At 63.7% G+C, this 24001-nt stretch carries 31 protein-coding genes; 13 read left to right on the top strand and 18 right to left on the bottom strand.

All coding sequences use genetic code 11. The features are described from left to right. Nucleotides 1–147: 147 nt before the first annotated feature. Nucleotides 148–396 carry a hypothetical protein gene (locus AC0L3P_RS12280; RefSeq protein ID WP_275172362.1) on the top strand — a complete coding sequence of 83 codons (249 nt, stop codon included), beginning with the start codon at nt 148–150 and terminating at the stop codon, nt 394–396. A gap of 31 nt (nt 397–427) precedes the next feature. Here AC0L3P_RS12280 and AC0L3P_RS12275 read toward each other — a convergent pair whose 3' ends face one another. From AC0L3P_RS12275 to AC0L3P_RS12265, 3 genes are read right to left on the bottom strand one after another with little or no spacing between them, the layout of a single operon-like run. Further along, complete coding sequence (locus tag AC0L3P_RS12275; protein ID WP_275172361.1) at nt 428–1645, bottom strand: SAM-dependent methyltransferase; 1218 nt, start codon at nt 1643–1645, stop codon at nt 428–430. 10 nt (nt 1646–1655) lie between these two features. Next, the gene (locus AC0L3P_RS12270) at nt 1656–2438 is read right to left on the bottom strand and encodes a DUF1365 domain-containing protein (RefSeq protein ID WP_354209545.1); all 783 of its coding nucleotides are present in this window, start codon (nt 2436–2438) and stop codon (nt 1656–1658) included. Nucleotides 2439–2441: 3 nt separating this feature from the next. Continuing rightward, nucleotides 2442–3755: an NAD(P)/FAD-dependent oxidoreductase gene (locus AC0L3P_RS12265; RefSeq protein WP_354209544.1), complete on the bottom strand. Its 1314-nt coding sequence runs from the start codon at nt 3753–3755 to the stop codon at nt 2442–2444. A gap of 200 nt (nt 3756–3955) precedes the next feature. Between AC0L3P_RS12265 and AC0L3P_RS12260 the strand changes: the two genes are divergently transcribed. The 3 genes from AC0L3P_RS12260 to AC0L3P_RS12250 all read left to right on the top strand — a co-directional run bounded on the left by AC0L3P_RS12260 (nt 3956) and on the right by AC0L3P_RS12250 (nt 5824). Then, nucleotides 3956–4762, top strand: coding sequence for a DUF1295 domain-containing protein (locus AC0L3P_RS12260; protein WP_473302036.1), 807 nt, complete (start codon nt 3956–3958; stop codon nt 4760–4762). 157 nt (nt 4763–4919) lie between these two features. After that, the gene (locus AC0L3P_RS12255; protein ID WP_473302034.1) at nt 4920–5321 is read left to right on the top strand and encodes a DUF2177 family protein; all 402 of its coding nucleotides are present in this window, start codon (nt 4920–4922) and stop codon (nt 5319–5321) included. A gap of 2 nt (nt 5322–5323) precedes the next feature. Continuing rightward, nucleotides 5324–5824: a TspO/MBR family protein gene (locus tag AC0L3P_RS12250; RefSeq protein WP_473302093.1), complete on the top strand. Its 501-nt coding sequence runs from the start codon at nt 5324–5326 to the stop codon at nt 5822–5824. 21 nt (nt 5825–5845) lie between these two features. On the opposite strand, the gene AC0L3P_RS12245 is transcribed toward AC0L3P_RS12250, so the two are convergent. The 4 genes from AC0L3P_RS12245 to AC0L3P_RS12230 all read right to left on the bottom strand — a co-directional run bounded on the left by AC0L3P_RS12245 (nt 5846) and on the right by AC0L3P_RS12230 (nt 8056). Beyond that, nucleotides 5846–6181 carry a hypothetical protein gene (locus tag AC0L3P_RS12245; protein WP_473302033.1) on the bottom strand — a complete coding sequence of 112 codons (336 nt, stop codon included), beginning with the start codon at nt 6179–6181 and terminating at the stop codon, nt 5846–5848. 20 nt (nt 6182–6201) lie between these two features. Continuing rightward, nucleotides 6202–6786, bottom strand: a complete 585-nt coding sequence (locus tag AC0L3P_RS12240) for an RNA polymerase sigma factor (RefSeq protein ID WP_473302031.1) — start codon at nt 6784–6786, stop codon at nt 6202–6204. 80 nt (nt 6787–6866) lie between these two features. Next, nucleotides 6867–7514 carry a ChrR family anti-sigma-E factor gene (locus AC0L3P_RS12235; RefSeq protein WP_473302030.1) on the bottom strand — a complete coding sequence of 216 codons (648 nt, stop codon included), beginning with the start codon at nt 7512–7514 and terminating at the stop codon, nt 6867–6869. Next, entirely contained in the window at nt 7511–8056 is a 546-nt protein-coding gene (locus AC0L3P_RS12230; RefSeq protein WP_473302092.1) for a sigma-70 family RNA polymerase sigma factor, read from the bottom strand. Before AC0L3P_RS12230 ends, AC0L3P_RS12235 begins: the two co-directional genes overlap by 4 nt. 292 nt (nt 8057–8348) lie before the next feature. Here AC0L3P_RS12230 and AC0L3P_RS12225 point away from each other — a divergent pair, with 292 nt between their 5' ends. The 3 genes from AC0L3P_RS12225 to AC0L3P_RS12215 all read left to right on the top strand — a co-directional run bounded on the left by AC0L3P_RS12225 (nt 8349) and on the right by AC0L3P_RS12215 (nt 11286). Beyond that, nucleotides 8349–9152: an MBL fold metallo-hydrolase gene (locus tag AC0L3P_RS12225; RefSeq protein ID WP_473302029.1), complete on the top strand. Its 804-nt coding sequence runs from the start codon at nt 8349–8351 to the stop codon at nt 9150–9152. 154 nt (nt 9153–9306) lie between these two features. Continuing rightward, nucleotides 9307–10323: an alpha/beta fold hydrolase gene (locus AC0L3P_RS12220; RefSeq protein WP_473302028.1), complete on the top strand. Its 1017-nt coding sequence runs from the start codon at nt 9307–9309 to the stop codon at nt 10321–10323. 15 nt (nt 10324–10338) lie between these two features. Then, a complete protein-coding gene (locus tag AC0L3P_RS12215) occupies nt 10339–11286 on the top strand; it encodes a fatty acid desaturase (RefSeq protein WP_473302027.1) in 948 nt (315 codons plus the stop codon). Nucleotides 11287–11354: 68 nt separating this feature from the next. Here AC0L3P_RS12215 and AC0L3P_RS12210 read toward each other — a convergent pair whose 3' ends face one another. Together AC0L3P_RS12210 and AC0L3P_RS12205 are read right to left on the bottom strand one after the other, a co-directional pair. Next, nucleotides 11355–11588, bottom strand: coding sequence for a hypothetical protein (locus AC0L3P_RS12210; protein ID WP_018459448.1), 234 nt, complete (start codon nt 11586–11588; stop codon nt 11355–11357). A gap of 99 nt (nt 11589–11687) precedes the next feature. Next, nucleotides 11688–12707 (bottom strand): helix-turn-helix transcriptional regulator, encoded by a 1020-nt coding sequence (locus AC0L3P_RS12205; RefSeq protein ID WP_473302025.1) that lies wholly within the window; start codon nt 12705–12707, stop codon nt 11688–11690. An 83-nt stretch (nt 12708–12790) separates the two neighbouring features. Between AC0L3P_RS12205 and AC0L3P_RS12200 the strand changes: the two genes are divergently transcribed. Continuing rightward, nucleotides 12791–13438 (top strand): glutathione S-transferase family protein, encoded by a 648-nt coding sequence (locus tag AC0L3P_RS12200; protein ID WP_473302024.1) that lies wholly within the window; start codon nt 12791–12793, stop codon nt 13436–13438. Nucleotides 13439–13466: 28 nt separating this feature from the next. Continuing rightward, the gene (locus AC0L3P_RS12195) at nt 13467–13889 is read left to right on the top strand and encodes a DUF6157 family protein (RefSeq protein ID WP_473302023.1); all 423 of its coding nucleotides are present in this window, start codon (nt 13467–13469) and stop codon (nt 13887–13889) included. Here AC0L3P_RS12195 and AC0L3P_RS12190 read toward each other — a convergent pair whose 3' ends face one another. The 4 genes from AC0L3P_RS12190 to AC0L3P_RS12175 form a co-directional block, all read right to left on the bottom strand. After that, entirely contained in the window at nt 13890–14675 is a 786-nt protein-coding gene (locus AC0L3P_RS12190) for an enoyl-CoA hydratase/isomerase family protein (RefSeq protein WP_473302022.1), read from the bottom strand. Between the two features lie 29 nt (nt 14676–14704). Beyond that, nucleotides 14705–15814 carry a cyclic nucleotide-gated ion channel gene (locus tag AC0L3P_RS12185; protein WP_473302021.1) on the bottom strand — a complete coding sequence of 370 codons (1110 nt, stop codon included), beginning with the start codon at nt 15812–15814 and terminating at the stop codon, nt 14705–14707. A 113-nt stretch (nt 15815–15927) separates the two neighbouring features. Continuing rightward, complete coding sequence (locus AC0L3P_RS12180; protein WP_275172345.1) at nt 15928–16146, bottom strand: hypothetical protein; 219 nt, start codon at nt 16144–16146, stop codon at nt 15928–15930. Nucleotides 16147–16267: 121 nt separating this feature from the next. Beyond that, complete coding sequence (locus tag AC0L3P_RS12175; RefSeq protein ID WP_473302020.1) at nt 16268–17713, bottom strand: type 2 periplasmic-binding domain-containing protein; 1446 nt, start codon at nt 17711–17713, stop codon at nt 16268–16270. Nucleotides 17714–18115: 402 nt separating this feature from the next. Between AC0L3P_RS12175 and AC0L3P_RS12170 the strand changes: the two genes are divergently transcribed. Next, entirely contained in the window at nt 18116–18463 is a 348-nt protein-coding gene (locus AC0L3P_RS12170; RefSeq protein ID WP_018458457.1) for a DUF3307 domain-containing protein, read from the top strand. A 294-nt stretch (nt 18464–18757) separates the two neighbouring features. Beyond that, entirely contained in the window at nt 18758–19156 is a 399-nt protein-coding gene (locus AC0L3P_RS12165; RefSeq protein WP_007599645.1) for a hypothetical protein, read from the top strand. Here AC0L3P_RS12165 and AC0L3P_RS12160 read toward each other — a convergent pair. Further along, nucleotides 19153–19476 (bottom strand): YkgJ family cysteine cluster protein, encoded by a 324-nt coding sequence (locus tag AC0L3P_RS12160; RefSeq protein ID WP_473302019.1) that lies wholly within the window; start codon nt 19474–19476, stop codon nt 19153–19155. The two genes, AC0L3P_RS12165 and AC0L3P_RS12160, sit on opposite strands and share 4 nt — an antisense overlap. Before the next feature lie 14 nt (nt 19477–19490). Beyond that, on the bottom strand, nt 19491–20189 hold the full coding sequence (locus AC0L3P_RS12155) for a helix-turn-helix transcriptional regulator (protein ID WP_007599649.1): 699 nt from the start codon (nt 20187–20189) through the stop codon (nt 19491–19493). A gap of 113 nt (nt 20190–20302) precedes the next feature. Between AC0L3P_RS12155 and AC0L3P_RS12150 the strand changes: the two genes are divergently transcribed. Both AC0L3P_RS12150 and AC0L3P_RS12145 read left to right on the top strand, forming a co-directional pair. Further along, entirely contained in the window at nt 20303–20608 is a 306-nt protein-coding gene (locus AC0L3P_RS12150) for a hypothetical protein (protein ID WP_473302018.1), read from the top strand. A 39-nt stretch (nt 20609–20647) separates the two neighbouring features. Continuing rightward, a complete protein-coding gene (locus AC0L3P_RS12145; protein ID WP_473302016.1) occupies nt 20648–21376 on the top strand; it encodes a glutathione S-transferase family protein in 729 nt (242 codons plus the stop codon). A 190-nt stretch (nt 21377–21566) separates the two neighbouring features. Here the strand turns inward: AC0L3P_RS12145 and AC0L3P_RS12140 are convergent, their stop codons facing one another. The 3 genes from AC0L3P_RS12140 to AC0L3P_RS12130 all read right to left on the bottom strand — a co-directional run bounded on the left by AC0L3P_RS12140 (nt 21567) and on the right by AC0L3P_RS12130 (nt 24000). Beyond that, nucleotides 21567–22718: an ABC transporter substrate-binding protein gene (locus AC0L3P_RS12140; protein ID WP_354209528.1), complete on the bottom strand. Its 1152-nt coding sequence runs from the start codon at nt 22716–22718 to the stop codon at nt 21567–21569. Between the two features lie 78 nt (nt 22719–22796). After that, nucleotides 22797–23228, bottom strand: a complete 432-nt coding sequence (locus AC0L3P_RS12135) for an acyl-CoA thioesterase (RefSeq protein WP_275172339.1) — start codon at nt 23226–23228, stop codon at nt 22797–22799. A gap of 10 nt (nt 23229–23238) precedes the next feature. Next, a complete protein-coding gene (locus AC0L3P_RS12130) occupies nt 23239–24000 on the bottom strand; it encodes an SDR family NAD(P)-dependent oxidoreductase (protein WP_473302014.1) in 762 nt (253 codons plus the stop codon). Between the last annotated feature and the right edge of the window lies 1 nt (nt 24001).

Here is a 24001-nt window from a genome sequence, read left to right as displayed (position 1 = left end):
AGCCTTGAGCGCCAAGCCTTGACCAGCGGGCTCGCGCAGCACTCCGTTCCGGAACCAGATCGCGCCGCCCATAGCTGGCACTCTGCTTGCTCAGCCAGGACCAAAGTCTGGCCTTGGTAGCGAGGCCGTTTCAGGTTGAGGCAAGTGATGCAGGAAGTGTCCCGTTCTGGTGCTGCTGGCGAACTCCGGCTCGATGCGTTGGTCGCCGATTTGTGGTGGCGCGTTCGGCTCATGAACACAGACATTCTCGAGGAAGAGGCGAGAGCAGGGGTGTTTGACGTGCTGCAGCCGACATACCCGCTGCTTGCGCTTAATCTTCGCGCGCGACGTGACAATTTGGTCTCGACGATCGGCGTGCTCGAGCAGCGTGCGCGATCAACGTCGGAAGCTGCCTGAGGGTTCGTTCACACCGGAAACGTCAGCGACGTCAGCTTCGGCGCGCGAATACAAGCTGTCGGACGTCGATCTTTTCGGCCCTGAAACCTGCCTCGCAGTAGCAGAGGTAATATTCCCACAGCCGCCGGAACGGCTCGTCGAACCCGAGTGAGGTCAGGTCCGTCCAGGCATGGCCGAAACTCGCTCGCCAGACCGCGATCGTCTTGGCGTAGTCCTGTCCAAAGACCCGCTCGCGGATCAGAGGCATCTGCACGCGTTCGCCGAGCGAGCGCAGGACATTCGGCGAAGGCAGCATCCCGCCCGGAAAAATGTATCTCTGGATGAAGTCCACGCGGCGCCGGTAGCTGTCAAAGAGCTCGTCTCGGACGGTGATCGCCTGGATGCCGGCAAGACCGCCCGGCTTGAGCCGTTGATGCAGTTGATTGAAGTATGTCGGCCAGAACGGCTCGCCGACAGCCTCAATCATCTCGATCGAGGCAATGCGGTCGAACTGCCCGTCCTGATCGCGATAATCCTGCAACCGGACCTCGACGTTCTCGCTGAGCCCGGCTTCGTGGATGCGCCGGCTGGCGAATGCGTGCTGCTCCTTGCTGATGGTGAGCGCCAAGACCTTGGCGCCGCAAGCTTTGGCGGCATATTCGGCAAAGCCGCCCCAGCCGCAGCCGATCTCGAGCAGGGTATGGCCGGGCCGCAGTTCGATCGCTTTCGCCAGTTGTTCGTATTTGTGCCGTTGAGCAGCGAGCAGGTCGGTCGCCTCGGGCGAGAACAATGCCGACGAGTACGTCATGCTCGGATCGAGCCAGGCCGCAAAGAACGCGTTGCCGAGATCGTAATGGGCGTGGATATTCAGCCGCGATCCCAGCCGCGTGTTTCGGCGCAGCCGATGCAGCGCGCGCCGGCAAAGCCGGACCAATGCATTGCCGGCGAAGGCGCTATCGACCAGGTCGTCGTTGAGACAGAACACGTAAAGCAGCTGGGAGAGATCCGGTGTGCTCCAATCGCCTCGAACGTAAGCCTCGGCCATGCCGATATCGCCGCCCAGGACCAGGCTTCGCGCGAAGGCGTAACTGTTGAGCTCGATGGTCGCGGACGGACCCGGATGCGTTCCCCGCAACACCACCGTTCTGCCGTCGGGAAGGCGAACATCCACGGTGCCGAGCTTGAGCCGCGAGGCAAGCCGCAGCGCGAGCCGCGCGAGCAAGGGAACGTCATCGAAGCGAGCAGTCTGGTGAGTGGCTGCGAGGTCCATGGCTTCACATTCAGCGTTGGTTCGGACGGGGAACGTAAGGAACATTTTTCAGCCAAAGCCGGATCGCTTCCCAATGGATGGCCGCGACGACCTTGAAGGTGAGAAGTGGCAGCGTGACGAGCGTCGCCAACAGTGAGCGGCTGGTCAGCGGGCGACGTTGCCCGAAGAATGCGGCCGTAAATATAGCACCGTGCTCATCGGTCTGCACGATTCTGACCCTCACTTGCTGATCGGGCGGGGCAATGCTGAAACGATACTTCGTTTGCATCTCCATGAATGGCGAGACGTAGAACTCCTTCGTATGGCATTGTCGTATGGCACCGCCGCCAGCAGCGTCCTCGACCGGAAGGACGTAGGAATGGATTTCGCCAAAAGTGTTGCGGACTTCGTAGATCAGCAGCGCAAGATTGCCGCAGCTGCCATAGCAGAAGTAGATCGAAAGCGGATTGAACACGTAGCCGAAGAGCCGCGGATAGCACAAAAGGAGGATCCGCCCTCCCGACAGATCGATATCGCGTTGCTCGGCCAGGCGTCGCACATGGCTGCTCAAGGATGCGCCGCTACGCTTGCCGTGATCGGATTCGTGAAAGCTGAAGACTGCCGCGCGATTGACGCCGAACAGGCGAGACTGGCGATCCGCTTCATCAAGCCGGTCGAGGTCGATGAGCAGGTTCATCACCCGGTAAGTGAACCTGTGGTGCACGGGCCGCATGCGTGCGTGCATCACCCTGCCCAGATAGAGCGCGGCTGCAGATGACGTCGCTGTTCGTTCTGGAGCGCCCGGTTGCAACATCTTCTACTCGGCAGCCTGGGCCAGCAACGCGCCGGACTGTCGCCACGGCATCGAACTGCCAAGTGCCTCGGCGACGGCGATGCCGGAGCGCAGGCCATCCTCGTGGAATCCGTAGCCGGTCCACGCGCCGCAAAACCAGGTGCGGCGGCGTCCCTGGATTTGCGGGAGGTTCCTCTGCGCGGCAAACGCGCCCGCGTCATATTGTGGATGCGCGAATGTGAACTTGCCGAAAGTGAGATGAGGCGCCGGCTCAAAAGGGGGATTGAGGCTGACGAATAGCGGCTTGCTGTCGTCGATGCCCTGCAGCCGGTTCATCCAGTAGGTCACCGCGACATCGTTCTGGGCAGGCGTTTCGCGTCGCCATCGCAAGAAGTTCCAGGATGCCCATGCATTGCGGCGTTTCGGCATGAGGTTGAGGTCGCGGTGCAGATAGGCCGTGTTTGGAGCGTAGCGGATCGCGCCGAGAATGGATCTCTCGCGTGGGTCGGCATCCGACAACATCGCCAGGGCCTGATCGCTGTGACAGGCCATCACGACAGCGTCGTAGGAGTCCTGATTGCCGTGACTGTCGCCGATCGTCACCCCGTGCTCGGTGCGATGGATCGACGTCACAGCGCAGCCGAGCCGGATGCTGGACTTGAACCTGGCCGTGAGCTTCTCGACATAGCGCCGGCTGCCTCCCTGGACGGTCCGCCAGAGCGGCCGATCCAGATGCAGCAGCCGGTGATTGTCGAAAAACGCGATGAAGTTTTCCGCGGGAAAGGCGAGGATCTCGGCTGAGGGCGACGACCAGATGGCGGCTCCCATCGGTCCCAGATAATCGCTGAACAGGCGCGGGCTGAACGCTCCCTGGCGCAGATATTCGCCGAGTGTCAGGTTCTGGAGCCGGCCAGCCCGCAAGTCGGAGACGCTTTCCTTGTTGAAGCGTCGGACCTCGGCCAGCATGCGAAAATACGACGGGGAGAAGAGGTTGCGCGGCTGGGCAAACAGGCCGGAGGCGACCTGCAGGAAGGTCTCGCCGCCACCCCGCCATTCAAATCGGCCATGGTCGGCCGACATCGCGAAGCTCATGCATGTCTCCTCGGTCTTCACACCCAGGTGCGCGAACAGAGACGTCAATTCCGGGTAGTTCGGCTCGTTGAACACGATGAAGCCGATGTCGACGTCGATCTCTTCGCCATCGTAGTCAACCCGTACTGTATGACTGTGTCCACCCGGCCGCAATTCGCGCTCGTAGACGGTCACGGCATGACGTTCGGACAGGAGCCATGCGGCGGCATTGCCGGCAATTCCCGTCCCGATCACCGCCAAACGCATGCTTTGTCGCCCCCCAATACCACCAGCGACGGCCGGAACATCCGGTTTCGGGCCAATGTCGTTCGTCGCCGGCTCAGGACAGCTCTCATAGCTGACCCGTCCACACACGCCTGAGGAAACGTTCCAGCGGACAGCGTGGATCACCCGTGAAACCGGGGCCTGGGGCGGACGTAAGGATCCGAGTTTGCGTATGGTGAGGCATGGATTTCCTGCAAATACTGATCGTCGCCGGCATCGCTCTCGCGCTTTCGCTGTTGATGGGGCTGGCCTGGATCGTTCAGCAGCGAACCGGCAATTCCGGGTGGGTCGATACGATCTGGACCTACTCCGTCGGCCTCGTTGGGGCGGTGGCGGCCCTTTTGCCGTTTGGCGAGGCGCTGCCGATGCGCCAGATGCTCGCGGGCGGGCTCGTGCTGCTTTGGTCGGTGAGGCTCGGGACGCATATCGCCCGGCGCGCCGCGGCGGGTATCGACGATCCGCGATATGCGAGCTATGCGCAGGAATGGGGCTCACAGGCGCCGCTTCGCATGTTCGCGTTCCTGCAGTCGCAGGCCTTCGCCTCGGTGCCGCTGCCATTCGCTGTCTTCCTGGCTGCACACGCGCCACGGGCTGCCCTGGGCGTTCAGGACTATGTTGGCGCCGCCATCATGCTTGCGGCCGTTGCAAGCGAGGCGATCGCCGACGAGCAATTGCGAGGCTTCAAACGCAACAAGGCAAATGCGGGCCTGGTCTGCGATGTCGGGCTTTGGCGCTGGTCGCGTCATCCGAATTACTTCTTCGAATGGCTCGGATGGCTGGCCTACCCGGTCATCGCACTGTCGCCGGGCTACGCATGGGGCTGGGCGAGCCTGATCGCGCCGGCGATCATGTACTGGATATTCGTGCACGTGACTGGAATTCCCCCGCTCGAAGCTCAGATGCTTCGATCCCGCGGCCGCCGGTATCGAGACTATCAGGCACGCACCAGCGCTTTCCTTCCACGACCGCCCAAGAAGGCGCCGGAATGATCGGAACTCCCGCGCCGCACGATCTGGTTCAAGGGCCTGACAAGGTTGCGCGGCAAGGCGGAACGACGGCGCAACGTGATCCAGCGAAGGGCTCACGTCGTTTCCAGGCGTTGCCTTTGCCATGCCGGTTGCGACACCACCGGAGAGGAGACCGGACATGAGCCTGCTCTTTACGTATCTGTCGGTCGCTGCGACCTTCGTCGCGCTCGACATGATCTGGCTCAAGACCATGGTTGAGAGGCTTTACCGGCCGGTGCTGGGCGACATGTTGCGCTCGGAGCCCGACCTCGCAGCGGCGGCAGTATTTTATCTGGCGTATCCCGTCGGCCTGATCTGGTTCGCGGTGCTGCCGGCTCAGCAGGATGGCGGCGCTCTGCGCGCCTTCACGTCCGGCGTGATGCTGGGCTGCTTCACTTATGCGACTTACGATCTGACCAACCAGGCAACGCTGAGGAATTGGTCGACGGGGCTCACTGTTGCGGACGTGTGCTGGGGATCCTTCCTCGCCGGTGTCAGCGCCTGGACCGGATTTCTCGCCGCTCAACGGATGGCGCATTGATCATGGATGGGACACACGACGGGGCGCTGCGGCACGATGGCGACCGCAAGCGCGGCAGATGGTACCTATGTGCCGCTTTCCTGCTTCTGGTTCCCGCTGCGGGGATGCTGATCGGGGTCCTGAACCGTCCGGGAGCGTGGTACGCGGCGCTCAACAAGCCATCTTTCAATCCGCCGGATGCGGTCTTCGCGCCGGTCTGGACGGCTCTGTTCCTGATGATCGCCGTGGCGGGCTTCCGCACCTTCGAGACGGAGCCGCGCGGAACGACGATGAGATTATGGAGCCTGCAGATGATCCTGAATTTTGCATGGTCTCCCATCTTCTTTTCGCTTCATCGCATGGATGTGGCGCTAGGCGTCATTATTGCGCTGTTCGCCGTGATCCTTGCCTTTGTCTGGCGTCAATGGGCGAGCGATCGGTTGGCCACGACGCTTTTCATTCCCTATGCTGGCTGGGTAGGTTTTGCGACCTTGCTGAACATCTCGTTGCTCCGTCTCAATTAGGGCGGCCGCGTCGAACTGACTTCATCGCGTCGAATGGGCCAACGTGGCGCCGAACTCAAGGATTGTTCGCTCGATCGCACCCTTCAAAGGCGTCTCTGGTTTCCGCGATTTTTCGGAGAGCGACGTGAATGCGATCTGGACACTCCGCCTGGCATCGTCGTCGAGCACGAGGTGCGCAAGATCGACCAGACGATCGCCGAAGCGCTCCATGACAGCGAGCAAATGATCGAGACCTTCCGCGGACTGGTCCGCTGCCAGATGGTCGACCTCTCTCACCATCTGCTCGAGCCTCGCAACGGAGGACACCAGTGGGTCCTGGTGTCCACGGTTGGGAAATTCGATGATCTCTGCGGCCACCCGAGGGTTCCTCGCCTGCGTCAGGCTGCAGCGGATGCGGCGAGGCAGTCCTTGCGTACCGCCAGAAGGGTTCGGTGCAGCCAGGTCTTGATGGTGCCGACCGGCACACCGAAGCGCCGCGACAAGCTCGCGCGGCTCTCACCCTCGAGATAGGCCAGCGCCACCAGCCTGCGGCGGTCTTCCGGCAAACGAGCCAGCACGCTACGTGCGATCGGTTCGGCGCGGGCGTAGTCGAAATCGTCGATCGCCGGCTGATCAGCACTGGTCGGAACCAGAAGCGCCTCGTCCAGCTCGTGAGTCGGCAGTCTTCTGACCCGCAGATGGTCGATGGCGGTATTCCGGGCGATGGCTGACATCCAGGTCATCGCCGAAGCGCGGCTGCCGTCGAACCGACACGCGTTGCGCCAGATCTTCAGATAGGTTTCCTGAAGAATGTCATCGATGTCGTGGGGCGGAGTTCCGACGGCGAGCGCAGTCCTGCGCAGCCTGCTCCGTGTGAGCATATGCAGCGCTGCGAAGGCCCGGGTGTCGCCCGCCGAAACGCATGCCAGCAGTTCGGGCAATGTTTCGCTCTGCGCCTGTCCTGTCAGGCTTAAGCCGGCCATGACCTGTCTCCCCTTGCATTTCCTTCGAAACGCTCCGGGCTCGCGTTCGGATCACCCGGCGGAAGAAGGAGGCGAACGGATCAAAGCCGCACGAATGGCCCGATCAGCCTGCCGAGCAAGCCGTTCATGCGCAGGTTGCCCGTCATTGCAACAAGGCAAACACATGGGCCCTCGTCGCCCACCACAGGCCGATGATCGATCTCGTCGTCGCCATAGTCGAAATCACCGGGACCAAACCGGCCGCCTTCGTGGCTGAAGCTGCCCTCGAGCACGAGGGTCAGTTCGGTGCCGGTGTGCGTGTGTTCGAGCATGCGGCTCCCCGGCGCGGAGCGAAGCAGAAAGGCCCGCGCCGTCCCCGAACCGGACAACTCAATCGGCCGCATGCTCAGACCCGGAGCGATGCGCCTGCGCTTGCCGATGCGGTAGTTTCGCAGTGCCGCCGGAACATCCTGCTCGCTGCCGCGAGCGACCTCGGCAGTCGGCGCCGCTCGTTTTTCAGGAGCGTCGTGAATGCGTGACATCACCTGCTCGAACGCATCCGATGCGACCGGCACCGGCTCGACATCTTCAAGCGCCAAGCCGCCAAGTTGCTCGATGGCCTGCACGAACCGGCCGCACCGTGCGCAACCGGCAACATGCACCCCCACCACCAATTGATGGGCTTCTTCCAACCTGCCGGCCGCAAAGTCGGCCAGAAGATCTTCCGGTGGATGATGGCTGATCGTCATGCTTCTTCGTCCAATATGTCTCTCAAGCGGTTCATCGCCAGCCTGATCCGCGACTTGACCGTTCCGAGCGGAATGCCGAGCTGGCTCGCGATTTCCGGGTGCGGCCTCTCCTCGATGAATGACAACCTCACCACCATGGATTGCTCCATCGAGAGCTGCTTGACGGCCGAATTGATCCGCGCGGCATCCTGCGCGCGGGACATGAGGGCATCCGCGGGCTCGGCGGGATCCGGCGTCTCGGGAAGCTCAGAGGTGCCCCGCAGGCGGTCTGCCCGCGCCCTGCTGCGGAACAAATCGATGCGCAAGTTGCGCGCGATGGTGAATATCCATGCCGCGGCCCCGGCCGTCGCAGGATCGAACTGGCCTGCCTTCCGCCAGACGGCGATCATGGTATTTTGAGCAATCTCCTCCGCCTCGTCCGAACTGCACCCGGCCTTCAGCATCAGTCCCTTGATACGTGGCGCGAAATGCTCGAATAGGCGCTTGAAGGCCTCCCGGTCCCGGGTCGAGGCGACGCGTCCGATCAGATCAGCCCAATCCACCTTTGTGTTCGGCCCTTTGCTCGTGCCAGTCGACAGCCGCGCTTCAAACCTCCGGGGAAAACCAGCCTTCGCCCGGATTGGCGCATCTAAAGCTCGGATAGCAGCGATCATAGCGCCTCGACAAGCGACCTGTGGGTCTGGGAACGAACGAGGACAGGCCCTGGATCACCGCGGAATGATCATTGCGACAGGTTCCGGGGCCGTCTGCACGCAGGTCCGGCCGACCGTGGGCCTTGCGGTCATGGCCAGCGAGTCCTTATTGACGTTGGATCGTCTCTGTCGGGAGTAGGGCATGCCCCTCTGGACCTGTGAAACCTGCGGCGCGCAATTCCCGGGTGGCAAAAATCCGCCCGCGTCCTGTCCGATCTGCGAGGACGAACGGCAATTCGTCGGCTGGAAGGGGCAGACTTTCCTCACGCGCGAGGCGCTCTCGGAACGTCACCGCATCGTCTGGCGCGACGATCTCGGTCTGACTGGCATCGCACTCGAGCCAAGCTTTGCCATCGGTCAGCGGGCGCTGCTGGTACCGCTCGCGGACGGCTGCCTAATGTGGGACTGCGTACCGCTGGCGACGCCGGAGGCGATCGCGCAAGTGCGGTCACGCGGCGGCCTGAAGGCGATCGCGATCTCGCATCCGCACTACTATGGCGCGCTCGCCGACTGGAGCGAGGCGTTCGGCGGTGTACCGATCTATTTGCACGCCGATGATCGCCAATGGGTGACGCGTCCGCATTCATCGATCGTGCACTGGACCGGCGAAAACCATCGCATCTCCGACGATGTGCTGCTGCTGCGCACCGGCGGTCATTTCGCAGGTGCCACCGTGCTGCACCATGCGAGTGGTGCGGACGGCAGGGGCGCGCTGCTCACCGGCGATGTCGCGCAGGTCACGATGGATCGCCGCTTCGTCAGCTTCATGTACTCCTATCCGAACTACATGCCGCTCAATGCCGCCGCGGTGCGACGGATTGCGGCGGCCGTCGAGCCGCTGGCGTTCGACCGCATCTACGGTGCCTGGTGGGGTCGCAACATCGCAGCAGGCGCCAAGGCCGCATTCGCGGCCTCTGTCGCCCGCTATCTGGCCGCCATCGCCTGAGCCGGCTTGCGACCGGATTTATCTTGCTGACCCACAATAAATGGACTATAAGTACAGTTATTAAGCGTGACGCAATGATGCGTCTGCGGGACCGGCATGATCGATGCATCGCTGTTTCCGCGGCGCGCTTGTCGCGTGAGCGGGAGTTCGGTCCATGACGGCAGGGCGCGACTACGAGATCTTCGAGGCCGGCGACGTCACGCTCCGGTCCGGGGCTGTCGTCCCTTCGCTCAAGCTCGCCTACAAGACCTACGGCACGCTCAGTCCGGACAAGGACAACGTCATTCTCTACCCGACCTCGTTCAGCGCGCAGCACACCGACACCGAGTGGCTGATCGGCCCCGACGGCGTGCTCGACCCCACACGCTACTTCATCGTGATCCCGAACCTGTTCGGTAACGGCCTGTCGTCCTCGCCGTCGAATAGCGCCGCGCCATTCCCGATCCTGACCTATCACGATGCCATTGCGGTCCAGCACCGGTTGCTTGCCGAGCAGTTCGGCACCTCGAAGCTCGCCCTGGTCTATGGCTGGTCGATGGGCGGCATGCAGGCCTATCACTGGGCGGCGCTGCATCCCGATATGGTCGAGCGGGCGGCGGTCGTCTGCGGCAGTGCCCGCTGCGCGCCCTATAATTACGTCTTCCTGGAAAGCGTGAAGGCCGCGCTGACGGCAGATCCCGCCTTCCGTGACGGCCGCTTCGTCGAGAATCCCGTCGCGGGCTATCGCGCCATGGGGCGCGTCTACGCGGGTTGGGCGATGTCGCACGGCTTCTATCGCGACGAGATCTGGCGCGAAGCAGGCTTCACCTCGCTGGACGACTATCTCGTCCGCACCTGGGACGCGGCGTTTGCCCGGCGCGATGCCAACGATCTCCTGGCGCAGATCGGCATCTGGCAGAATGGCGATATCAGTCGCTGCACGACCTTCGACGGCGATTTCGATCGCGCGCTCGGTGCGATCACGGCGCACATGCTGCTGATGCCGGGCGCGACCGATCGCTATTTCGACGTTCGCGACAACGAGGACGAACTCGGCCGGCTGGTCAACGCGCGCTCTGCGGTGCTGCATCCGATCCCGTCGCTGCATGGCCATCGCGCCGGCAACCCCGTCAACAATCCGCGCGATCGGGCCTTCATCAAGGCCGAGATCGCAGAGCTTCTCGGCAAGTAGGGCAGACATCCGATCATGAGCGACGCAACGATTTCAGAGTCCAGCCATCGCTTGAAGCCGCTGACGCCGGCGATGCTGCGCGAATTGTCGGTGCGCTCCAATCTCAGGGGTGCCGCGCAAAGCCTCAGCCATTACGGCCTGGTTGTACTGGTCGGCGCGCTGATCTGGAGGGTCTCTTCGACATGGGGTGTCTTTTGGGCGTTGCCGCTGATGCCGGTGCAGGGCTATCTCGTCGCCTTCCTGTTCATGGCCGTGCACGAGACCGCGCACAAGACCGCGTTCAAAAGCCGCGGCCTCAATCTCGTGGTTGGCTATCTCTCGGGTTTCGTCATCGGATTGCCTTACGAATATTACTGCCTGTTTCACTGGGACCATCATCGCTACACCCAGGATCCGGACAAGGACCCCGAGCTGGTCGTCGGCGTCAAACCGAAATCCGACACCCAGCTCGCGCTCGCCTATAGCGGCGTGCTGCAGGTCGCCGGCCGTCTCTGGCTGATGCTCGGCCATGCCATCAGTGGTAAGGTCACCGTGCCCTGGATCCCGGAAAATAAGCGTGCGGTCATCGTGACCGAGGCGCGCGTCTATGCCGGATTCTATGTCGCGCTGCTCGTGCTGTCGCTATGGTTCTCGTCGGCGCTGCTGCTCTGGGTCTGGATCGTGCCGCTGATCATTGGGCAGTTCTTCCTGCGGCCCTATCTCTATGCCGAACACACCGGCTGCGAGCGTACCCGCAGCGCATTCCAGAACACTCGCACGACCTACACCGGTGCAATCGTCAAATGGATCGCGTGGAACATGCCCTACCATGTCGAGCACCACGCTTATCCCTCGATCCCGTTCCACGCGCTGCCGAAGCTGAACGGGATCGTCGACGACGAAATCGTCCATCGTGGCCGCGGCTACATCAGGACGACGCGCGAGACCTGGGCCTGGTTTCGGCGGCATAGACAGGCCGGCTAGTCGAAAAAATTTGACGCGCAAAGGCCCCGATCGCGGTGCGATCGGGGCTTTGTCGTGAATGCGAGATATCAGTAGATCCCGTACGCGCAGACGTTCACGACGCGGACGCGCAGGCCGTGGCGGGTCTGGACGACGCGCTCCTGATAGCAATTGTTGACCCCGCTGTTGACGTAGACGCCACCAAAGCCCCAGCCGTGACCCCAGTGATGGTGGAAGCCGTGGGCCGACGCGGCGGTGGGGGCGAGAGCGGCAACGCCGAGCGAACCGGCGGCGATCAGACCAAGTGCAAGCTTACGAAACATCTTCATTCTCCAGTGTGGCGCAAGGGCCGTTGTTGTGTCCCTGCATCTCGGTCGAGCCGAAACGCGGATGCGTTCATGCGGCGCGGGGAGAATCGTGTTTCAGGAGTGTTTCGTCGCTCGCGGCGGATTGCGCCGCCGTCCTGTTTTCCGCGCCGCGTGATAGCGCACGGCCATCGCCTTCGTCAGCTCGGCCATCTTCTCGCGCAGATCGGCCGGCTCAAGCACTTCGGCCTCGGGTCCGAGCCGCAACAATTCGGCGGCGGCATGCCATGACGTCTTGCCGGTCGGCACTCTGGCAATGCGCCAGCCGTCAGCATCTGCGGTCTCTTCGAGCTGCGTCCGCGCCCTGACGTAAGGCTGGCTCAGTGCATCGAGCAGTTTCACGCCGAAGGGCGACAGCCGAACGATCGCGACATTGGGATGCATCTCCGCCTCGAGACGCAGCGTTGCGTCCCGCCAATAGCCGGCGAGATCGAAGCCGGCGGGCCGCTCACAGCGATCGTCGAGCGCCATGCAGTCGAGCACGCGCGCGACGCGATAGGTCCGCACGCTGCCGTCGACCAGACCTGCGAGATACCAGCTGCCACCTTTCAGCACGAGACCGAGCGGCGCGACGCGGCGTTGCTTCTCGGCGCGCCAGCTCTGGTAGCGGATCTTGATCAGTGTCCCGCGCAGGGTCGCGCCGGCGATGGTGCGCAGATGCCTTGGTTGTTCCGGCTCGCCGAACCAGCCCGGCGCGTCGAGGTGAAAGCGCTCCTGCATCCGTCCGGCGTCTTCGCGCAGATTGACGGGCAGTGCGGCCATCAGCTTGTTCTGTGCGGCGATCATCGCCGCATCCAGCCCGAACGCCGCCGCCGGGCCCGGCAATCCCGCCAGAAACAACGCTTCCGCCTCGCTCTGCGACAGACCGTTCAGCCGCACGCGATAACCGTCGAGCAGCCGATAGCCGCCCTCCGCGCCGCGGTCGGCATAGATAGGAACGCCGGAGGCCGCGAGCGCGTCGATGTCGCGGTAGATCGTGCGCACCGAAACTTCGCAGGCCTCCGCGAGTTCAGGCGCGGTGACCTGCCCCTTGGCCTGCAGGGTAGTGAGGATCGATAGCATCCGGCTCGCGCGCATGGTCCTTTAAACCATACCTGACACAAGATGTCAGGTATGGTCCGCTACAACGCCATCGCCAGCCGGCCAGATGGAGACCTGCCATGACCGATCCGAACCGCATCACGCTGTATTATTCGCCGCAAAGCCGCGCCACCGGCACGCGGGTGCTGCTGGAAGAGCTGGGGGCGCCTTATGATCTTCATGTCCTCAACATGAAGGCTGGCGAGCAGCGCCAGCCGGCCTATCTCGCCATCAACCCGCTCGGCAAGGTGCCGGCGATCCACCACCGCGGGCAGCTCGTGACCGAGCAGGTCGCGATCACCATCTATCTTGCCGATTTGTTTCAGGAGGCCGGGCTGACCCCCGCGCTGAACGATCCGCTGCGCGGCCCTTATCTGCGCTGGATCGCCTATTACGGCGCCTCGTTCGAGCCGGCCCTGATCGACAAGTTCATGCAGCGCGAGCCGGCACCGATTACGCAATCGCCCTATGCCGATTATGATACCATGATCGGCGCGCTCGAGGCACAGCTGTCGAAGGGACCGTATCTGCTCGGCGAGCGCATGACGGCCGCAGATGTGTTGTGGGGCGTCGCGTTCAGCTGGACGATGATGTTCGGTATTGTGCCGAAGAAGGACGTGTTCGTCCGCTATGCCGAACGCATGACCTCGCGGCCCGCGTTCCAGCGCATCAACGCGGCCGACGCCGAGATGGCGGCGCAGCACGCTGCCGCGGTTCCTGGTGGGTGAATGATCTAGGTTGTAGACGATGACGCCGATGCACACGACCAACTGCTTCAACACCTTCATCCGGGTTGCTGAAGATTGTCCTGCGCGCACTGGCGAAGAGCCGCCGCTGCGCGCGGGAAAGCCGACGGTGGCGTGCCTGCAATACGGGATGATCGCCAAGGCGCCTTACAAATACACGTCCGACGACGTGATCTTCGCGACGTCTGCGCCGGGACGCGAGCTCAATGAGAAGGCGACGAAAACGGAGAAGCATGCGGCCCGTGAAGCGTTCTTCTCCAGGGGGCAGGCATGCATGAGGGCGTCAGGTCTGGGCAAGCGCTTCGGCTGGGGCGTTCATGCCGATAGCGAGGGCCGGATCGCGATCTACGCTGTCGACAGCGAACGCTACCAGGAGCTTGTCCTCGATCCCAAGCTCACGCAGGTGCGCGCGATGAGGTCGAAGCGGGCGTGATCAGAATTTCGGCGGCCGCTTTTCCGCGAACGCCTTGATGCCTTCCTTGATTTCGTCGCCGCGCATGCTGTCGCGGTGACGCTGGTCGGCGGCTTGCTCGTCGAGTTCGCCGCGGGCGAATTCATTGATGGCGCGCTTCATGCCCCGCATCGCCTGCGGTGCGTTGCCGGCGAGGATCGCAGCGAGCTTGTCGACCTCCTCGTCCAGAAACTCCACCGCCACCATATCGGTGAGATAGCCGATCCGCAGCATCTCCGGCGCGCTGATCTTTTGCGCGGTCAGGAACAGCTTCTTCGCATTGTTGACGCCGAGCCGCGTCACATAGCGTTTGATGCCGCTGCTGTAATAGTGCAGCCCGAGCCGGGCCGCAGGCATGAACATTTCGGCGCTGTCGACGCCGATGCGGAAGTCGCAGGCGAGCGCGAGGTCGGTCGAGCCGCCATAGACGCCGCCGTTGAGTCGGCAGATCGTGGGTACGCCGAGATCCTCCAGCCGGTTGACGACCACCTCGAAGGCGGAGCCCGCGCTCTGCTGCTCGCTCGCGCTGACCGCGCGCTCGGCAACGGAATTGAGGTCATAGCCCGCGGAGAAGGCGCGCCCCGTGCCTGTCAGTACCAGCACGCGGATATCAGGATCGGCCTCGACCCGGTCGAACAGTTTGACCAGCTCGCCGAGATCCTCGGCCTGAAGCCGGTTGAGATGTTTGGGCCGGTTGAGGCGGATGGTGGCGCGTGCGCCAATGAGTTCGAGCACCGGGCCAGTGGCTGCGTCGGCTGAGTCCGACATTCTTGTCTCCATTTACTTGCTTGTCGCCATCATTTGTTTTCGAGCGTGCGCCGCTTCGCCTCGGCATCGATGGTTTCGGCGAGATCGGGATGCCGCGCCATCAGCACGCGGAAGTCGACGAGGTCGAGCACAAGAAGCCGCGACACCTTAGTGGTCGAGACATTGGCGCCGCGCAAATTGTTGCCGAGCAAGGCCATCTCGCCGAAGAACGCGCCGTCGCCGAGCCGCACCTTCTTGCCGGGCAGGTCGACCTCGACCTCGCCGGCGGCGATGAAATACATGCAGTCGCCCTGCGCACCCTTGCGGATGATCATGGTGCGCGCCGGCAGCTCCATGGTGCGCAGCATGTGGGTGACGTCGGCGATGGCGGCCGGGCCGAGCGCAGCAAAGAACGGCACCTTGCTGACCGATTCCCAGGTCTTGAGGAAATTGTCGCGCCGGGTCTCCGCGGCAAAGCCGGTCGCCAAAATACCGGTCCAGAGGCCGAACACGCCGAGGCCGGAGATCATCACCAGCGCCGCCACCATGCGGCCCAGCGGCGTCACCGGCACGACGTCGCCATAGCCCGTCGTCGTCAGGGTAGCGACGGCCCACCACAGCGCGGCCGGGACGCTGCCGAACGTCTGCGGCTGCACGTCCCGCTCCAGGAAATATTCGGCGACCGAGGCCAGGAAGACCACCATCAGGAAGATCACGAGCACGCTGAGCAGCGGCCCCGATTCCAGCACCAGCACCCGCCGAAGCTGCCGCAGGCCGGGAATGCCCGGCACCACCTTCAGCACCCAGAGCACACTGAGCAGCCACGCGGTTCTCGGCTCGATCCCCAGAATCAGCGCGGCCGGCACGGCCAACGCTCCGACCGCGTCGACCAGCCCGGCGGAGGAGGACATGTAGAGGGCAAGGCGCCCCTGTCGCGCCATATGGCGCAGCCGGACCACCCATTCGAACACGAAGTAGACGAGGCAGGTCCAAAGCAGGGCATCGATCCAGCGATGCGCCGTCTCATAGGCCGGGTTGACCGTCAGGAGCATCATGCCGAGCACGCCGACGCCGACGGCAACGTAGGCCGCCCTGGTCATGTTGCGGCCGGCCGTGGCGGCCGCGAACTGGGCCAGGGCGGAGATCAGCGGCTTGGACATGCGGGCAGGCGGCTCGAGTTTTGTCTTTGCGGTCCCCGGCTGGAACCTCGGTGCCAAAGTGCCTGCCTGGGCCGAGGCCGTCAACGACGGGCGCGTCCGCCGCCCACGCGCCGCTACTTGAAATGCGGGGGTTCGTCGTAGCCGCGACGGCTGCTGAAGAACAGCAGCACCATCAAGCCGATGCCGACAAGAACGGAAAATCCGGCCCCCAACGCCAGCGCCACATAGCCTTCCGTGGGGATGGGCTCGCCGTCGACCGCCAGCGCGGAATAGGCGAAATAGCCTACCGCCGCCAGCATTCCCAGCAGGAAGATGATGAGGAGTGCACGCATGGCGCGGTCTCCGGTTGCACCCGGGAGCAAACGGTTGTGGACGAGCACGGTTCCCGGACTAAGGCCCGGCCGCCTGCGAACGTGCCGGCAAGGCGTCGCCGCAGGTCCTCACATCGGTAGGTCAGGCACTCTGAGCTGTCTTTACCACCACGACATTGCTCTCGTCGTGCTGGGGAGGGGCCACATCCTGAGCGGCCTTCTCGCTCTCGCCCGCATGGCGCTTGAGGTAGTCGCGGCGCATGCCGATCTCGTCGCGGACGAATTCGTAGCCGAGCTTGAAGGTGTCGAGCCCGTCGCTACTGATCGTGCCGTCTCGCAAGCCGATGACGGCGCCACGCAAGATGCCTTCCAGCTCGTCCTGGAGACCTTCGAGCTGGTCCAGCGAATGAGCGTGTTCGATCCGCTCGCCGACGTCGAGGATAGCGGTGGCGAGCTCGCTGGCCTTCTCCGGCGCGATCCGGGTGATCTTAGCGTAGATCGCGGCGAAGATCGAGCCGATGACGCTGAGCGCGGCAGCGCCCAGATACATCAGGTCGCTGTACTTATCCATGAACGACTTGGTGTCGTCGTTGATGTAGTCGGCCGCCCCTTGATGCGCGATCACGAAGGCGTCCTTCTCGACGGACGCGGGCTCGATTCTGCTGGCAAAGCCGCCGTCGAGCCCGAGCGCGGACTTGTTCTCGTAGACGATGCGCGCGAGATCCCCGGCCGCCGTCGGCGACATCCTGGATTGGACGACCAGCAACCATTCGAGCCCGATCGTGTCGAGATCGTCGTCGGGAATTTCCGGTGATGCGGACAGCATGCCCGCCGTCAGCGTCTCGCTGGAAATGCCGGGGATCTTGCGCGCCAGCACTTTCGCCTCGTCGATCGCGTTCAGCGTGAAGCCGCCGCGCCTGGCGACCTGCTCATACGCCTTGTCCCGCACCGCCCGCGAGGCGTGGACGATGGCGACGACCGCGCCAAAGCCGCTCGCCGGCGCGAACAGCTTGTCGAGCGTTGCGCCCTGCGGCGCCATCTGGATCTTCGCCGCGTCCGCACCGTCGGGAATGTCGAGGATGCCGCGGACGAAGGCGAGCGAGGATTCGTTGTCGGCGAGGACGGCGACCTTCTTCTTCTTCAGCTCGGCGAGCGACTTGATCTTCTTGTTTCCGGGCCCGAGCAGCAGCACGAGATCGTGCTCGAGGATTGCGAGTGTGCGTGCCCGCAGCGGCACCTTGGCGTCGGTGCGAAGCACCGCGAGGTCGGCCTGCCTGCGATCGAACTGGGCGATCGCCTTGGCGTTGTCGGCGTTGTTGACGATCTTGATCCGAAAGCGCGAGGCGTTGTTCTTCAGGACCGCGGCGAGCTTGGCTGCGAACAGCGCCTCGTCGCTATTGGGGGCGCCGACGGCAAAGGTCAGCGTCTCCGAATTGTGCACCAGCATGCGGCCGCCCCAGACGGTGGCAAGCGACAATAGCAGGGTCAGCACGACGTAGAGGAAGACCTGCTGCTGGTTAGTCTTGATCACCTTGGGTCGCCGGGGCGGTGGCTCGATCGGCGATGAGGTAGGGCCCTCAGTACTCATGGCAGCACTCTGGCCTTATGATTCCGGTGGCGGGCGGCATCGCGGATGTGATCGCTCCGGCCGCCCTGTAATTCGTAAACGTCTGAAATAAGAACGATATTCTCTACTGGCGATGATAGCGCGCAGGCCGCGGAATGCAAATTCCGAGCCGAAGGTAACCTTACTCGACCCGGCCCCGGCGGTTGACCATCCTATCACCAGTTAGCCACAGTTGGCGATTTTCCGGTTCCCCCCGGCTGCATTCCGTCGCGGGAGATGTCATAAATCGCACGTCCCGGCGATTTGACCGGTCCAGGAAGAGATTGCGCTGAACGCTCCAATTCTTCTTGTCACGTCAATGAGGGCGCCTTGTCGTTTCCACCCCTGTCATCGGCGGTTCCGGTCGAAGCCCTCATTGGTTGGATGTTGCTGCTCACGTTCAAGCACATCATCGCCGATTTCGTGCTCCAGACTGCCTGGATGGCGCACGGCAAGGACCAGAAGCACGGCTGGGCCCTGCCGCTCCTGGTGCACTGCCTGGTTCACCTTGCGGTTGCGCTTCCGCTGATCCTGATCGTGGCGCCGAAATTCTGGTTTGTGGCGTTGATCGACTTCGTGATCCACATCACGATCGACCGCGCCAAGGGCCTGGTCTCGGCCAATTTCGGTGTCGATCTTGCGCATCCCTGGTTCTGGACTCTGATCGGTGTCGACCAGGCCCTGCACCATCTGACCGGCTTCGGCCTCTCCATCTTCATGGCGGCGAACTGAGCGGTGGCGGCGTAGGTAGTCGTCCATCGGCGTCCACAAGAGGTCGTCATGCCCGGGCTTGTCCCGCCTGCGCGGCCGAAGCTGCGTTGGCGAGGCGAAGGCCCGGGCATCCACGTTCTTCGCGCTCTCGGCTTTCCGTGGATGGCCGGGACAAGCCCGGCCATGACGCTGTGGAGGCATTTCCGGCCATTGATTCGCTGCCAAGGCGCAAGGACCCCGGGTGACTACCGGGCCGCGTGGTTAACCTTTCGTTAGAGAATTGCACTGCATCTTCCCACACGAGGGAGAACTGCAATGTTTTCAAGCCGCGATACCTTTGAAGGCGATTCGTGCCCGGTCCGCGACGAACTCCTTGGCGAGATGTACCGCGCCAGCGAGAGTGGCCTGCCGAGGCTGGTTGAAAGTGTTTCCCCTGACGCGCGCGCCAGGCTGGCGCTGTTCTGCTATCGCCGCAGCCATCTGCACTCGCTGGCGGTCGCGATCGCCGGCAGCTGCAACGAGCGTGACCTGATCGAGAACGGCGGCCGTGTCGGTTCGACGCTCTACGCGCTTGCGCGCGAAGGTGCGGCGAAATCCTCGCCGTCGCTGTCCGGGGGCCGCAAGCCGATCACGCTGTCGACCAAGCCGCTCTCGGTGCTCGCGCCGCTGGACGACGAGATCGACGACGAGATCAGCGAAGCCGTCCCCGCCTAAACGCTCGCGATAATTGGCAGTCCGAATTTCCGCCGCGCCATGGCGCATTCGGCATCGCCCGGCATGCATGTGCGGCACACCTCGGGCCGCACTGCGTAGATGCCGCACGCGGTCGCTTGTCCGATCTCTCCCTGCAACGCCGAACAGCGATCGCCTTCACAGCGCATGCCGGATTGACGGTCGTTGACGAGCGCTTCGGGAATGGCGGCAAGCTCCTCGTCGCTCTCGATCGAGAAGCGCGGCCAGTTCGCCGAATAGCCGCAGCAGGCGCCGCAACTCTGGCAGCAGCTCGACAGGTCGATGGGGGCGTTCTCGTCCATTCGTCACGTGTCCTTCACGTATCCTTGGGCGGGCCCCAGACCAGGCTCTGCCGCCATTTCGCGCGCAACACGTCGCGCCTTTCAGGATATCTCTCGTCGGGATAGCTCGCATCCACCACGCGGTCCGTGCGGAAGCTGCGGAAGTCGCCGCGCAGCTCGCACCAGGCCGCGAGCAGGCGCACGGCTTCGAGATAGCCGATCGAAATCGGCCAGATCATGCGCTCGCTGGCGCGGCCCTGTTCGTCGCGATAGCGCAGCATGATCTTCTTGCCTTCGTGGATCTGGGTGCGCGTGCGGGCCATGTCCAGGCGGTCCGGCTCCCTGTTCCAGCTCGGCCGGGCCCGGCTTGCCGGCTCCAGCACGAAGGGGCGCAGGCGCTCGGGGACAGTGTCGGCGATCTTGGCCATCAAGTCTTCAGCCGCGCGCGCCAGCGCGGGATCGGCATGGCCGGCGACCCATTGCGCGCCCAGCACCGCCGCCTCGATCTCGTCGGGTGTCAGCATCAAAGGCGGCAGGTCAAAACCCTTTTCCAGGATGTAGCCCATGCCGGCTTCACCGCGGATCGGCACGCGCTGGCCGATCAGCGTGGCGATGTCGCGATAGATCGTGCGCTTCGAGGTCTCGAGCTCGGCCGCGATGGCGTCCGCCGTCAGCGGCTTACGCGTGCGCCTCAGCACCTGGATGATTTGAAACAGCCGGTCGGCGCGTCTCATGACGGGTCTCTTGTCGGTGGTTTTTTCACAAGGCGGCGCGCGGCTGCTGACAGGATGTTGGCAGCAGGGGAGTTCTATACCGGGTCAACACGTCGACTGAAGAGGATTTGTCCATGATCATTCCAACTCATTTCGGCCCGGCCGCTGCGCTGTGGCGGACCCAGCCTCTACGAGTCCCGCCTTTGCAAGTCCTGCGTTTGCAAGCCCGAGCTTGGTACGCCTGGGCGTTCGATCGCCTCGTATCCCTTGACCTCATGGTCGTCGATCTCCGCCTTGCGTTCGCGACCGTGGTGGCCCGCTTCCTGGCCCAGACCGCGGACGCGCTGGTCCATCATGTCATGGCCCGCGCCTGGCGAGGGGCCCGTTTCGCAGAAGATATCACGGCTGCTGCCACCATGGTGGCAGCAGCCCGCGGTTAAGTTCCCTCAACTCTTTCGGTCGTTTTCAGGAGAGCCTTAATGATCACGCTTTACGGCTTTGGCACCGGCTTCGGCTTGCCGGAAATCAGCCCCTTCGTCACCAAGACCGAGGTGCAGCTCAAGATGGCGGGATTGCCCTACCGGAAGGACCGGGCGATGCCGCCCGCCTCTCCCAAGGGACAGCTGCCTTTCATCGACGATGGCGGTGAGGCGGTGGCCGATTCCACCTTCATCCGCGCCCATATCGAGCGCCGCTACGGCTTCGATTTCGACGCCGGCCTGTCGCTTGCCGAACGCGCACAAGCTTGGGCATTCGAGCGCATGATCGAGCATCACGTTTATTTTGCGCTGGTCGGGGCGCGCTGGGTCGACCCGGTCAACTTCGCCAAGGGGCCTGCGCATTTCTTCGACGGCGCGCCGGAGCACAATCGCGAGAAATTGCGCGAGGACGCGCAATTCCGCGTCGCCGAGAACTACCTGCTCTCCGGACTCGGACGGCACGCGCCCGATGACGACGTCGATCTCGCCGTGCGCTCGCTGTTTGCGCTCTCGGTGCAGCTCGGCGACAAGTCCTATCTGATGGGCAACAAGCCCTGCGGCGTCGATGCCACCGCCTTCGGTGCACTCGCCGGCATCCTGACGCCGTTCTTCGAATCCGCACTGCGCCGTCGCGCCGAAGGATTTCCGAACCTCACCGCCTACGTCGACCGGATGATGGACCATTACTATCCGGAGTTCGCCTGGACCCCGCTGCGACAGGCGGCGTAGCAACGCGGCGTATTCTCTTCGTCATGCCCGGGCTCGTCCCGGGCATCCACGTTCTTCGCGCCGTATGGCAAGGCGTGGATGGCCGGGACGAGCCCGGCCATGACGATCATATGGCAATGCCATTCTAGGAGCCAAAAGAAAGAGCCGGCCCATCGGGCCGGCTCTCGTCGTCTCAATCCTGCCGCTGCGTCTATTTCACCAGCATGTACTTGCCGTTCTTCACCGTGAGCAAAATCCGCGAGCGCTCGTCGAGGCCGTAGCGGTCCTTTTCGGTGAAATTGTAGACGCCCTGGCTCGCCGCAAGCTCCTTCTCCGACAGCAGCGCCTGGCGGATCGCTTCGCGGAATTCCGGCGTGCCGGGCTTCGCCGTCTTGAGTGCCGTCGGGATAATGCGTTTGAGAATCTCGAACGCATCGTAAGAGTGACCGGCGAACTGGCTGCGGCTGTTCGGGCCGTACTTGGCTTCATAGGCCGAGTTGAGCGCGAGGCCCGGCTTCTTGGTGGCGGCTTCGTCCGGCTGATCCTCGGGATCCATGACGGGACCAGAGGCCATCAGCACGCCTTCCGCCGCTTTGCCGGCGATGCGGATGAAGTCCATGCTGGCGGCGCCGTGGGTCTGGTAGATCAGGCCCTGATAGCCGCGCTCGCGCAGCTCGGTCTGCGGCAGCGCGGCCGCGGTACCGGAAGCGCCGACCAGAATGGCGTCGGGATTCGCAGCCACGAGCTTCAGCACCTGTCCGGTCACCGACGTGTCGGGACGAGCGAAGCGCTCCTCGTCGGCGATGGTCATGCCCATCGGCACGCCCTGCGCCTTCAAATCGTTGAACCAGAGGTCGCCATAGGAGTCGGAATAGCCGATATAGCCGACCGTCTTCACGCCCTTGGCCTTCATGTGGTCGTACAGCACCTTGCCCACGATCGGGATCGGCTGCGGCATCGCCACCGACCACTTCATGCGCTCCGGCGTGATCGGGAACGGCGCCAGGCCGAAATGCGGAATGCCGGCTTCGTTGGCGACGTTGGACACCGCGATGGTCGGCGGCGTCAGCGCCGAGCCCATGATGATATCGGCCTTGGATTCGGTCACGAAGCGGCGGGCGTTGGTGGTCGCGGTGGTGGGATCGCCGCCGTCGTCGAGCACGATCACCTTCAGCGGCACGCCGCCGATCTCCTTCGGCACGAACTCCAGCGCATTGCGCTCGGGAATCCCCAGCGCTGCGCCCGGGCCGGTCGTGGTGGTGGTGATGCCGATGGTGACCTCGGCGGTCTGGGCCAGCGCGGGCACGGCCGGCAGCGCAAGCGCGGCCGCGGTGACGGCGGCGGTCAGGTAAAAGCGTTTCATCTATTCCTCCCTTTATGTGTTTCTTTGAAAGCAGAAATCGGGGGGTAATTCAGCCCCCTCTTTTGGTGATGTGGCGATTTAGCTCCGGGCATCGCTCCCCGTGAATTTGGCTACCATTTCCGCAGGAAACGGTGCCGATTTCAGTTTGTCGGGGTTAACGGGGTCGCGGCCGACCAGGACGCGGGTCTCGAAACCCTCGAGCGCCAGCGCCTCGCCCTTGTAGACGCTGTGCTTCACCTCGAAACTCGAGCGCTTGATGCTCTCGACCTTGGTTTCGATGGTGATCCAGTCGCCATAAGTCGAGGGGATGTAGAACTTGGCGCGGGTGTCGACCATGGGAATGCCCACCAAGCCGTATTTGCGGACCAGGTCCTGCTTGGAGAACCCGGCGACTTCGAACAGGGTCGACGTCGAATCGTCGAACATCGCGAAATAGCGCGGGTAATAGACGATGTTGGCGGGGTCACAGTCACCCCACTGGATCTGGACGTCGCGCCGGTTCACGAACATAGGCCGCGTCCTATTTCGGCGCCATGCGCAGCGAGCCGTCGAGGCGCACCACTTCGCCGTTCAGGTACGAATTCTCGACCATGTGCAGGGCGAGCGCCGCGAACTCGTCGGCGTGGCCGAGCCGGCGCGGGAACGGGATCGCGGCGGCGAGCGAGTCCTGGGCTTCCTGCGGCAGGTTGGCGAGCAGCGGCGTGAGGAACAGGCCGGGCGCGATCGTCAGCACGCGGACGCCGAACTGCGCCAGCTCGCGCGCGATCGGCAGCGTCATGCCAACGATGCCGCCCTTTGAGGCCGAATAGGCCGATTGCCCGATCTGGCCGTCATAAGCGGCAACGGAAGCCGTGTTGATGATGACGCCGCGCTCGCCGGTCGCCTGCGGCTCGAGCTTGGACATCTCGTTTGCGGCAAGGCGCAGCATGTTGAAGGTCCCGATCAGATTGACCTTGATCACCTTGTCGAAATCGGCGAGCGCCATCGGGCCGTCGCGGCCGACGACGCGCTTGGCTACGCCGATGCCGGCGCAATTGACCAGCACGCGCGCGGGTCCATGGGCCTTGGTCGCCTGCGCGATCGCAGCTTCCGCCGAAGCGGCATCGGAGACGTCGCAAGCCACCGCGACGCCCTTGATCTCGGCGGCAACAGTCTCGGCGAGCTTGGCATTGAGATCGAACACCGCGACCCTGGCGCCTTGCGCCGCCAGCTTTCGCGCAGTCGCCGCACCAAGTCCCGACGCGCCGCCGGTGACGATGACAGCCTGATCCTTCAACAACATG

It is taken from the genome of Bradyrhizobium sp. WSM4874 (genome assembly GCF_055811835.1).
This window is presented reverse-complemented; position numbering and strand designations above follow the sequence as displayed.

Coding starts and splice junctions, on each gene's coding strand:
- AC0L3P_RS12280 (WP_275172362.1), top strand. CDS start 148: ATGCAGGAAGTGTCCCGTTCTGGTGCTGCTGGCGAACTCCGGCTCGAT.
- AC0L3P_RS12275 (WP_275172361.1), bottom strand. CDS start 1,645: ATGGACCTCGCAGCCACTCACCAGACTGCTCGCTTCGATGACGTTCCC.
- AC0L3P_RS12270 (WP_354209545.1), bottom strand. CDS start 2,438: ATGTTGCAACCGGGCGCTCCAGAACGAACAGCGACGTCATCTGCAGCC.
- AC0L3P_RS12265 (WP_354209544.1), bottom strand. CDS start 3,755: ATGCGTTTGGCGGTGATCGGGACGGGAATTGCCGGCAATGCCGCCGCA.
- AC0L3P_RS12260 (WP_473302036.1), top strand. CDS start 3,956: ATGGATTTCCTGCAAATACTGATCGTCGCCGGCATCGCTCTCGCGCTT.
- AC0L3P_RS12255 (WP_473302034.1), top strand. CDS start 4,920: ATGAGCCTGCTCTTTACGTATCTGTCGGTCGCTGCGACCTTCGTCGCG.
- AC0L3P_RS12250 (WP_473302093.1), top strand. CDS start 5,324: ATGGATGGGACACACGACGGGGCGCTGCGGCACGATGGCGACCGCAAG.
- AC0L3P_RS12240 (WP_473302031.1), bottom strand. CDS start 6,786: ATGGCCGGCTTAAGCCTGACAGGACAGGCGCAGAGCGAAACATTGCCC.
- AC0L3P_RS12235 (WP_473302030.1), bottom strand. CDS start 7,514: ATGACGATCAGCCATCATCCACCGGAAGATCTTCTGGCCGACTTTGCG.
- AC0L3P_RS12225 (WP_473302029.1), top strand. CDS start 8,349: ATGCCCCTCTGGACCTGTGAAACCTGCGGCGCGCAATTCCCGGGTGGC.
- AC0L3P_RS12220 (WP_473302028.1), top strand. CDS start 9,307: ATGACGGCAGGGCGCGACTACGAGATCTTCGAGGCCGGCGACGTCACG.
- AC0L3P_RS12215 (WP_473302027.1), top strand. CDS start 10,339: ATGAGCGACGCAACGATTTCAGAGTCCAGCCATCGCTTGAAGCCGCTG.
- AC0L3P_RS12210 (WP_018459448.1), bottom strand. CDS start 11,588: ATGTTTCGTAAGCTTGCACTTGGTCTGATCGCCGCCGGTTCGCTCGGC.
- AC0L3P_RS12205 (WP_473302025.1), bottom strand. CDS start 12,707: ATGCGCGCGAGCCGGATGCTATCGATCCTCACTACCCTGCAGGCCAAG.
- AC0L3P_RS12200 (WP_473302024.1), top strand. CDS start 12,791: ATGACCGATCCGAACCGCATCACGCTGTATTATTCGCCGCAAAGCCGC.
- AC0L3P_RS12195 (WP_473302023.1), top strand. CDS start 13,467: ATGCACACGACCAACTGCTTCAACACCTTCATCCGGGTTGCTGAAGAT.
- AC0L3P_RS12190 (WP_473302022.1), bottom strand. CDS start 14,675: ATGTCGGACTCAGCCGACGCAGCCACTGGCCCGGTGCTCGAACTCATT.
- AC0L3P_RS12185 (WP_473302021.1), bottom strand. CDS start 15,814: ATGTCCAAGCCGCTGATCTCCGCCCTGGCCCAGTTCGCGGCCGCCACG.
- AC0L3P_RS12180 (WP_275172345.1), bottom strand. CDS start 16,146: ATGCGTGCACTCCTCATCATCTTCCTGCTGGGAATGCTGGCGGCGGTA.
- AC0L3P_RS12175 (WP_473302020.1), bottom strand. CDS start 17,713: ATGAGTACTGAGGGCCCTACCTCATCGCCGATCGAGCCACCGCCCCGG.
- AC0L3P_RS12170 (WP_018458457.1), top strand. CDS start 18,116: ATGTTGCTGCTCACGTTCAAGCACATCATCGCCGATTTCGTGCTCCAG.
- AC0L3P_RS12165 (WP_007599645.1), top strand. CDS start 18,758: ATGTTTTCAAGCCGCGATACCTTTGAAGGCGATTCGTGCCCGGTCCGC.
- AC0L3P_RS12160 (WP_473302019.1), bottom strand. CDS start 19,476: ATGGACGAGAACGCCCCCATCGACCTGTCGAGCTGCTGCCAGAGTTGC.
- AC0L3P_RS12155 (WP_007599649.1), bottom strand. CDS start 20,189: ATGAGACGCGCCGACCGGCTGTTTCAAATCATCCAGGTGCTGAGGCGC.
- AC0L3P_RS12150 (WP_473302018.1), top strand. CDS start 20,303: ATGATCATTCCAACTCATTTCGGCCCGGCCGCTGCGCTGTGGCGGACC.
- AC0L3P_RS12145 (WP_473302016.1), top strand. CDS start 20,648: ATGATCACGCTTTACGGCTTTGGCACCGGCTTCGGCTTGCCGGAAATC.
- AC0L3P_RS12140 (WP_354209528.1), bottom strand. CDS start 22,718: ATGAAACGCTTTTACCTGACCGCCGCCGTCACCGCGGCCGCGCTTGCG.
- AC0L3P_RS12135 (WP_275172339.1), bottom strand. CDS start 23,228: ATGTTCGTGAACCGGCGCGACGTCCAGATCCAGTGGGGTGACTGTGAC.
- AC0L3P_RS12130 (WP_473302014.1), bottom strand. CDS start 24,000: ATGTTGTTGAAGGATCAGGCTGTCATCGTCACCGGCGGCGCGTCGGGA.